Below are 5,794 nucleotides of genomic sequence, written 5' to 3'. Positions count from 1 at the left end.
GGCCGGCCCCGCCCGCGCCGCAGCCGACGAAGCCTCGCCCGGCACGCGAGACCGTCACCGCCGGCATGGTCGACGACAACGCCGACTTCGGCGAGTACCTCGCCTACCGGCAGCGCAACGCCGGCCTGCCGGTGCGCGAGCGCGACATCAGCGAACGCTACCTGCTCGAAGTGACCGACGCGCAGGGCGACCCGGTGCACGACGCCGAGGTGGCGATCCAGCGCCCCGGCGTCGCGCAGCCGGTGATGTGGGCGCGGACCGACACCGCCGGCCGCGTCTGGCTGCACCCGCGTGCGTTCCTCGGGCAGGGCACGCAGGGCGACCGCATGCTCGGCATCGCGGTGCGCAAGAACGGCGTGCAGGGTCGTGCCCAGCTGCAGCGCGGCCAGGCGAGCGCGGTGCAGGTGCGCCTCGGCCAGGCGGTGGCGGCGCAACGCCCGCGCCTGGACCTGGTGTTCCTGGTCGACGCGACCGGCTCGATGGGCGATGAGATCGCGAAGCTGAAGAACTCGATGCACGCGATGGCGCAGCAGATCTCGCAGTTGCCGGTGCAGCCCGATGTCTGCTGGGGCCTGGTGGCCTACCGTGACCGCGGCGATGCCTTCCTCACGCGCACGCAGGACTTCACCGACGACCTGCGCGGCTTCCAGCAGGTGCTCGGCCAGGTCCAGGCGAATGGCGGCGGTGACACCCCGGAGGCGCTGAACGAGGCGCTGCACGAGGTGGTGCATGGCCTGAGCTGGCGGCGCGACGCGGCCCGCATGGTGGTGCTGGTCGCCGATGCGCCGCCGCACCTGGACTACGGCGGCCCGCAATACGACACCGACATGCAGGCCGCACTCGCGAAAGGCATCAAGCTGTTCGCGGTCGGCGCGAGCGGGCTCGACCCGGTCGGCGAGTACATCTACCGGCAGATGGCGCAGTACACCGCGGGCCGCTTCGTGTTCCTGACCTACCGCGATGCGGCCGACCCGGGCAGCGGCCCCGGCACGCAGACCTCGCACGACGTGAAGCAGTACTCGGTTCAGACGCTGGACCGGCTGGTCGTGAAGCTGGTCGGGGATGAACTGGCGAAGCTGAAGCGCACTTGACAACATGTGCACATAATGTAAAGTGGCGGCAATCGATCAACCTTCCGCCACGCTTCAGCGATGCCTTCCGAAACTCCCGATCCGACCAGCGTGCGCCGCGACGCCCTCCTGCAGGCCGCCGCCGGCGTGTTCCTGCGCTACGGCTACCGCAAGACCTCGATGGACGACCTGGCGCGCGCCGCCGACCTGTCGCGCCAGGGCCTCTACCTGCACTTCGCCAACAAGGAGACGCTGTTCAAGGAGGTGGTCGTGCAGCTGATCGGCCAGAGCCGCGCCACGATGCGCGCGGCGCTGGCGCGCGACGCGCTGCCGATCGAGGAGCGCCTGCTGGTCGCCTTCATGGCGCTGAAATCGCAAGGCGACGGCAGCGAGATGCCGCAGGAGCACCTGGCCGAGCTGTTCGCCACCGCGACGCAGCTGGTCGGCCCGGTGCTCGACGAGCTCGAGCAGGCGATGGTCGCCGACCTGTCGCGCGTGCTGCAGGCCAGCGGCATCGCCGCCGGCTGGAAGGAAGCCGGCCTCGGCGCCAAGGACCTGGCGCTGCACCTGACCGCCGCGTCGCACGGCATCAAGCACCAGGCGAAGAGCACCGCCGAGTACCGCGAGCGCATGCGTGTCGCGATCCGGCTGGTGTGCCGCGTGCCTGCACCTGTCTCCACGCGCCGCTGAGCGTGCGCCCCTGAACGCCCACCCGGAGTGACCTCGCCATGACTTCCGCCTCCCTCTGCCCCCGCCGCCTGGCGCCGGTCGACCATTCGCAATCGCCGCAGCACCGCGACGGCAAGTTCCGCAACGTCGCACCGCGCCAATCGCCCGGCTTCCTGAAGACGCTGTCGATCGCCTGGCGCGTGCTGACCAGCAAGCCCGACACCACCGTGCCGCACGCGCCGATCCCGGTGCAGGCGCTGACCGCCGCGGCGCTGGCCGAGGCGCCCGATGCAAGCCTGTTCCGGCTCGGCCATTCGACGCTGCTGCTGAAGCTCGCCGGCGAGTTCTGGCTCACCGACCCGGTGTTCTCCGAGCGTGCGTCGCCGGTGCAGTGGGCCGGCCCGAAGCGCTTCCACGCGCCGCCGATCTCCATCGCCGACCTGCCGCCGATCAAGGGCGTGATCCTGTCGCACGACCATTTCGACCACCTCGACCACGCTGCGATCCTCGAGCTCGCGCCGAAGGTGGAGGTGTTCATCACGCCGCTGGGTGTCGGCGAGCGCCTGGTCGGCTGGGGCATCGATGCGGCCAAGGTGCGCCAGCTCGACTGGTGGCAACAGACCACGGTGCACGGCGTGCAGCTGGTGGCCACGCCGGCGCAGCATTTCTCGGGCCGCAGCCTGAGCGACGGCGACCGCACGCTGTGGGCCTCGTGGGTCATCGTCGCGGGCGACCTGCGGCTGTTCTTCAGCGGCGACACCGGCTACCACGCCGATTTCAAGACCATCGGCGACCGCTTCGGCCCGTTCGACGTGACCCTGCTCGAGACCGGTGCCTACGACAAGGAATGGCCCGAGGTGCACATGCAGCCCGAGGAGACGCTGCAGGCCCACCTCGACCTGCGCGGGCGCTGGCTGATGCCGGTGCACAACGGCACCTTCGACCTGGCGCTGCATCCGTGGCACGAGCCGTTCGACCGCATCCTCGACCTGGCCGCGACGCACGGCGTGCGGYTGGCCACGCCGCAGATGGGCGAGCGCCTGCCGCTGGACGCACCGCAGCCGGGGAAACGGTGGTGGACCAGCGTTTGAGCGGGGTAGCATCCGCTGATGCGACGACCTGCCCACCTTTCCGCCGTGCTCGCCGGCGCGGCGCTGCTCACCGCCTGCGGCGGGGGCTTCTACGTCGAATGGAGCAACGGCTTCGGTGACGACGACCCGCCGAGCGTGCAGCTCGTGGCCTCGTCCTCGTCGGTTCCGGCCGGCGGCTCGGTGCGGCTGTCCGCTGCGGCGAGCGACGACAGCGGCATCGACGAGGTGCGCTTCTACCGGATCGACGGCATCGGCTCGGTGCTGTTGGGCGGCGATGGCGTGCCGCCCTACGAATGGACGCTGACCGGCCCGACCGACGGCCGCAGCACGGTGCGCGTGTATGCGCGCGCGGTGGACAACGAGGGCCACGCGGCCGACAGCAACGCGCTGACGCTGGACGTGACGCGCTGATGCGCCGCTTGCCGCGGGCCCTCACGCTTCTCGTTCCGCTGTTCTTCGCCGCCTCGCTCGCCCAGGCGCAGCAGGCCGACGCACCGCCCGCGAAGATCGAAGCCACGCCGAGCGGCAAGCCGCTGTGGGAGATCGGCGTCGGCGGCGTCGCCGTCAACGGCCCCGACTACCCGGCCGCCGGCACGCGGCACGCGCGCATCGCGCCGGTGCYGATCCTCGTCTACCGCGGCGAGCGCCTGCGCGTCGACGAAGACGGCGTGCGCAGCCGGTTGTTCGCCGGCGGGCGGCTCGAGCTCGACCTGTCCGGCGCCGCCGCATTCAATGCGCGCGACAACGATGCGCGCCGCGGCATGCCCGGCCTGGACTACCTGTTCGAGCTCGGCCCGCAGCTGCGCTGGCGCCTGCCGCTGCAGGACGGCCAGCAGGTCAGCGCGCACCTGAAGGCGCGCGCGGTGTTCTCGACCGATGGGCGCGGCATCGACCGCCACGGCAGCGTCGTCGAGCCCGAGCTGCGCTGGCAGCGCCGCGGCTGGCCCGACAGCGAGAGCCAGGTGCAGCTCAGCGTGGTCAGCACCTGGGCCAGCGAGTCGCTGCACGACTACTTCTACCAGGTGGACCCGCGCTACGCGACCGCGCAACGGCCGGCCTACGACGCGAGCTCTGGTTACTTCGGCAGCGGCGTGCGTGCGTGGTGGTCACGCCGCGTCGCGGCCGACACGGTGCTGAGCCTCGGCGCCTCGCTGAACAATCACGCCGGCGCGGCCAACCGCGCGAGCCCGTTGTTCGAACGCAGCAGCACCGCCAGCTTCGCGGCGGCGCTCATCTGGACGCCCTGGAAGAGCGAGCAGCGGGTGCCCTAGAACTCCACCATCAGGTGCAGCACGTGCGAGCCGATGCGCTTTTCAACGCGCGGAATGAAGGCGATGCGCGTCGTCACGCCGTGCACCGTGAACAGCGACACCGTCGGCACGAACAGCGGCTGCACCGCGTGGTCGTAGCCGGTCACGCCGCCCATCGTCACGCCGAAGCGGCCGTGCTCCAGCGTGTAGCCGGCGTAGGCGCTGTTGCGGCGCAGCGAGTTGCGATACGCGCCGACCGTCCAGTTGTCGTCGCTGCGGTAGTAGAGGCCCGGGTTCGAGTTGTTGTAGCGCTTCGCCGGGATGTGCTTGCTCGCGATGTGCAGGCCCCAGGTCTCGGCCGCCGCCACGGGTGCGAATGCGGCCAGCGACAGACCGGCGAGGCATGCGACGAGGAGAGGGCGGAGCAGGAACATGGGGCGGGCTTTCGATCGGGTCTGTCTGTGCCCTTTCTTTTCGACGGCCCGGCGTCGGCACGAAGCGGTCGTTTCGGACCCGCAGGCGGGTCCGCGCACAAGAACACGGCATTTGTTGGCGCCCGCACGGCCGGTTACAGCTGGGTTTCATCGCGCTGACACAGGCTGTCAGGCAGCCCCCTAGGTCGCAGGTCGGACAGCGGCTGACAAGCGCCCCGCGCGGTCCTACAGTCGCGGCGAGGCCGCCACGCGAACGGCCCTCCAGGGGACACGGCTCATGAAGCCTCAAGACGATGGACCGGCAGCCTTGCCGGCCGGCTCTTTGCCGGATGACTGGCTCGCATTGCAACAGGCCGAACAGCTGGCACTGCAGGCGCGGCGCCGCCACGTGCTCGGCCTGGCCGACGGCGACGCGCACCCGGCGCTGAAGCTGCCCAGCGTCGGCCTCGCGCTGTCCGGCGGCGGCGTGCGCAGCGCGACCTTCGCGCTCGGCCTGCTGCGCGGCCTCTCGCAGAACCACGGCCAGCCGAACCGCGAGCGCGCCGACCCGGCCGACCGCTCGCTGGTGGCCGACGGCCTGCTGGGCCGCGTCGACTACCTGTCCACCGTCTCGGGTGGCGGCTACGCCGGCGCGATGTTCGGCCGCCTCGTCAACGCCTTCGGGCTGCAGCAGGCGCAGGCGCTGCTCGCGCGCAGCGATTCACCGGTGCTGCAATGGCTGCGCCGCAACGGCCGCTACCTGTCGCCGGCCGGCTCGCGCGACATCGGCATCGCGGTCGTCACCTACCTGCGTGCCTGGCTGGCGATCCACACCGAGTTCATGTTCGCCTGCATGCTGCTCGGCCTGCTGGTGATCGCGCCGCACCTGTGGCAGCACAGCACGCAGCAGCTCGACCCGCAGGGCTGGGAGCGGTGGTTCACGCCGTGGTGGCCGGCCGCGCTGGCGCTGTGGGCCGCGACCGCGCCGGGCCTGGTGGCCGGCTACTGGGCCGCGCGCGACACGCACGACCCCGATGCGCGTGCGGTAGGGCCCGGCTGGCGCGACGTGGTGTTCGTCACCGCGATGGCCTTCGCCGCGTGGCTGCTGCTGCGCGAGCTGCGCAGCGGCAGCACGGTGAACCCGATGCGCGATGCGCTCGACTGGGCCACCGCGGCGCTGCTCGCGCTGCTGTCGATCGTGGTCGGCCAGCTGTTCGTGCAGACGCGGCTGGCGCTCGGCCGCGAGCCGCATGCGCTGGCCGTCGCGCGGCTGCGCAACCAGCTGACGCGCTGGCTGAAGG

Annotated in this window: 6 protein-coding genes and 1 pseudogene; 6 read left to right on the top strand and 1 reads right to left on the bottom strand. The window is 71.5% G+C overall.

Features of this window, described 5'->3' with window-relative positions:
- The 5 genes from AC1D01_RS18015 to AC1D01_RS17995 all read left to right on the top strand — a co-directional run.
- On the top strand, positions 1-1,091 hold a 1,091-nt coding region (locus AC1D01_RS18015), incomplete at its 5' end, for a vWA domain-containing protein (RefSeq protein ID WP_477868633.1).
- A 60-nt stretch (positions 1,092-1,151) separates the two neighbouring features.
- On the top strand, positions 1,152-1,760 hold the full coding sequence (locus AC1D01_RS18010) for a TetR/AcrR family transcriptional regulator (protein WP_477868631.1): 609 nt from the start codon (positions 1,152-1,154) through the stop codon (positions 1,758-1,760).
- Positions 1,761-1,798: 38 nt separating this feature from the next.
- Positions 1,799-2,830: an MBL fold metallo-hydrolase gene (locus AC1D01_RS18005; protein ID WP_477868629.1), complete on the top strand. Its 1,032-nt coding sequence runs from the start codon at positions 1,799-1,801 to the stop codon at positions 2,828-2,830.
- Between the two features lie 18 nt (positions 2,831-2,848).
- A complete protein-coding gene (locus tag AC1D01_RS18000) occupies positions 2,849-3,241 on the top strand; it encodes an Ig-like domain-containing protein (RefSeq protein ID WP_477868627.1) in 393 nt (130 codons plus the stop codon).
- Positions 3,241-4,101 (top strand): MipA/OmpV family protein, encoded by an 861-nt coding sequence (locus AC1D01_RS17995; RefSeq protein ID WP_477868625.1) that lies wholly within the window; start codon positions 3,241-3,243, stop codon positions 4,099-4,101. The genes AC1D01_RS18000 and AC1D01_RS17995 overlap by 1 nt, the downstream gene beginning before the upstream one ends.
- On the opposite strand, the gene AC1D01_RS17990 is transcribed toward AC1D01_RS17995, so the two are convergent.
- Positions 4,098-4,514, bottom strand: coding sequence for a hypothetical protein (locus AC1D01_RS17990; protein ID WP_477868623.1), 417 nt, complete (start codon positions 4,512-4,514; stop codon positions 4,098-4,100). The genes AC1D01_RS17995 and AC1D01_RS17990 overlap by 4 nt on opposite strands.
- 277 nt (positions 4,515-4,791) lie before the next feature.
- On the opposite strand from AC1D01_RS17990, the pseudogene AC1D01_RS17985 reads away from it, so the two are divergent.
- Positions 4,792-5,794: pseudogene (locus AC1D01_RS17985) on the top strand (hypothetical protein); the annotation flags it as partial.

Source organism: Rhizobacter sp. P3_B12 (genome assembly GCF_056402895.1).
The sequence above is the reverse complement of the archived record's forward strand: the minus strand, read 5'-3'. Positions and strand labels throughout refer to the sequence as shown.

Excerpts from the sequence above, each read along its gene's own strand:
- AC1D01_RS18010 (WP_477868631.1), top strand. The coding sequence starts at position 1,152 with ATGCCTTCCGAAACTCCCGATCCGACCAGCGTGCGCCGCGACGCCCTC.
- AC1D01_RS18000 (WP_477868627.1), top strand. The coding sequence starts at position 2,849 with ATGCGACGACCTGCCCACCTTTCCGCCGTGCTCGCCGGCGCGGCGCTG.
- AC1D01_RS17990 (WP_477868623.1), bottom strand. The coding sequence starts at position 4,514 with ATGTTCCTGCTCCGCCCTCTCCTCGTCGCATGCCTCGCCGGTCTGTCG.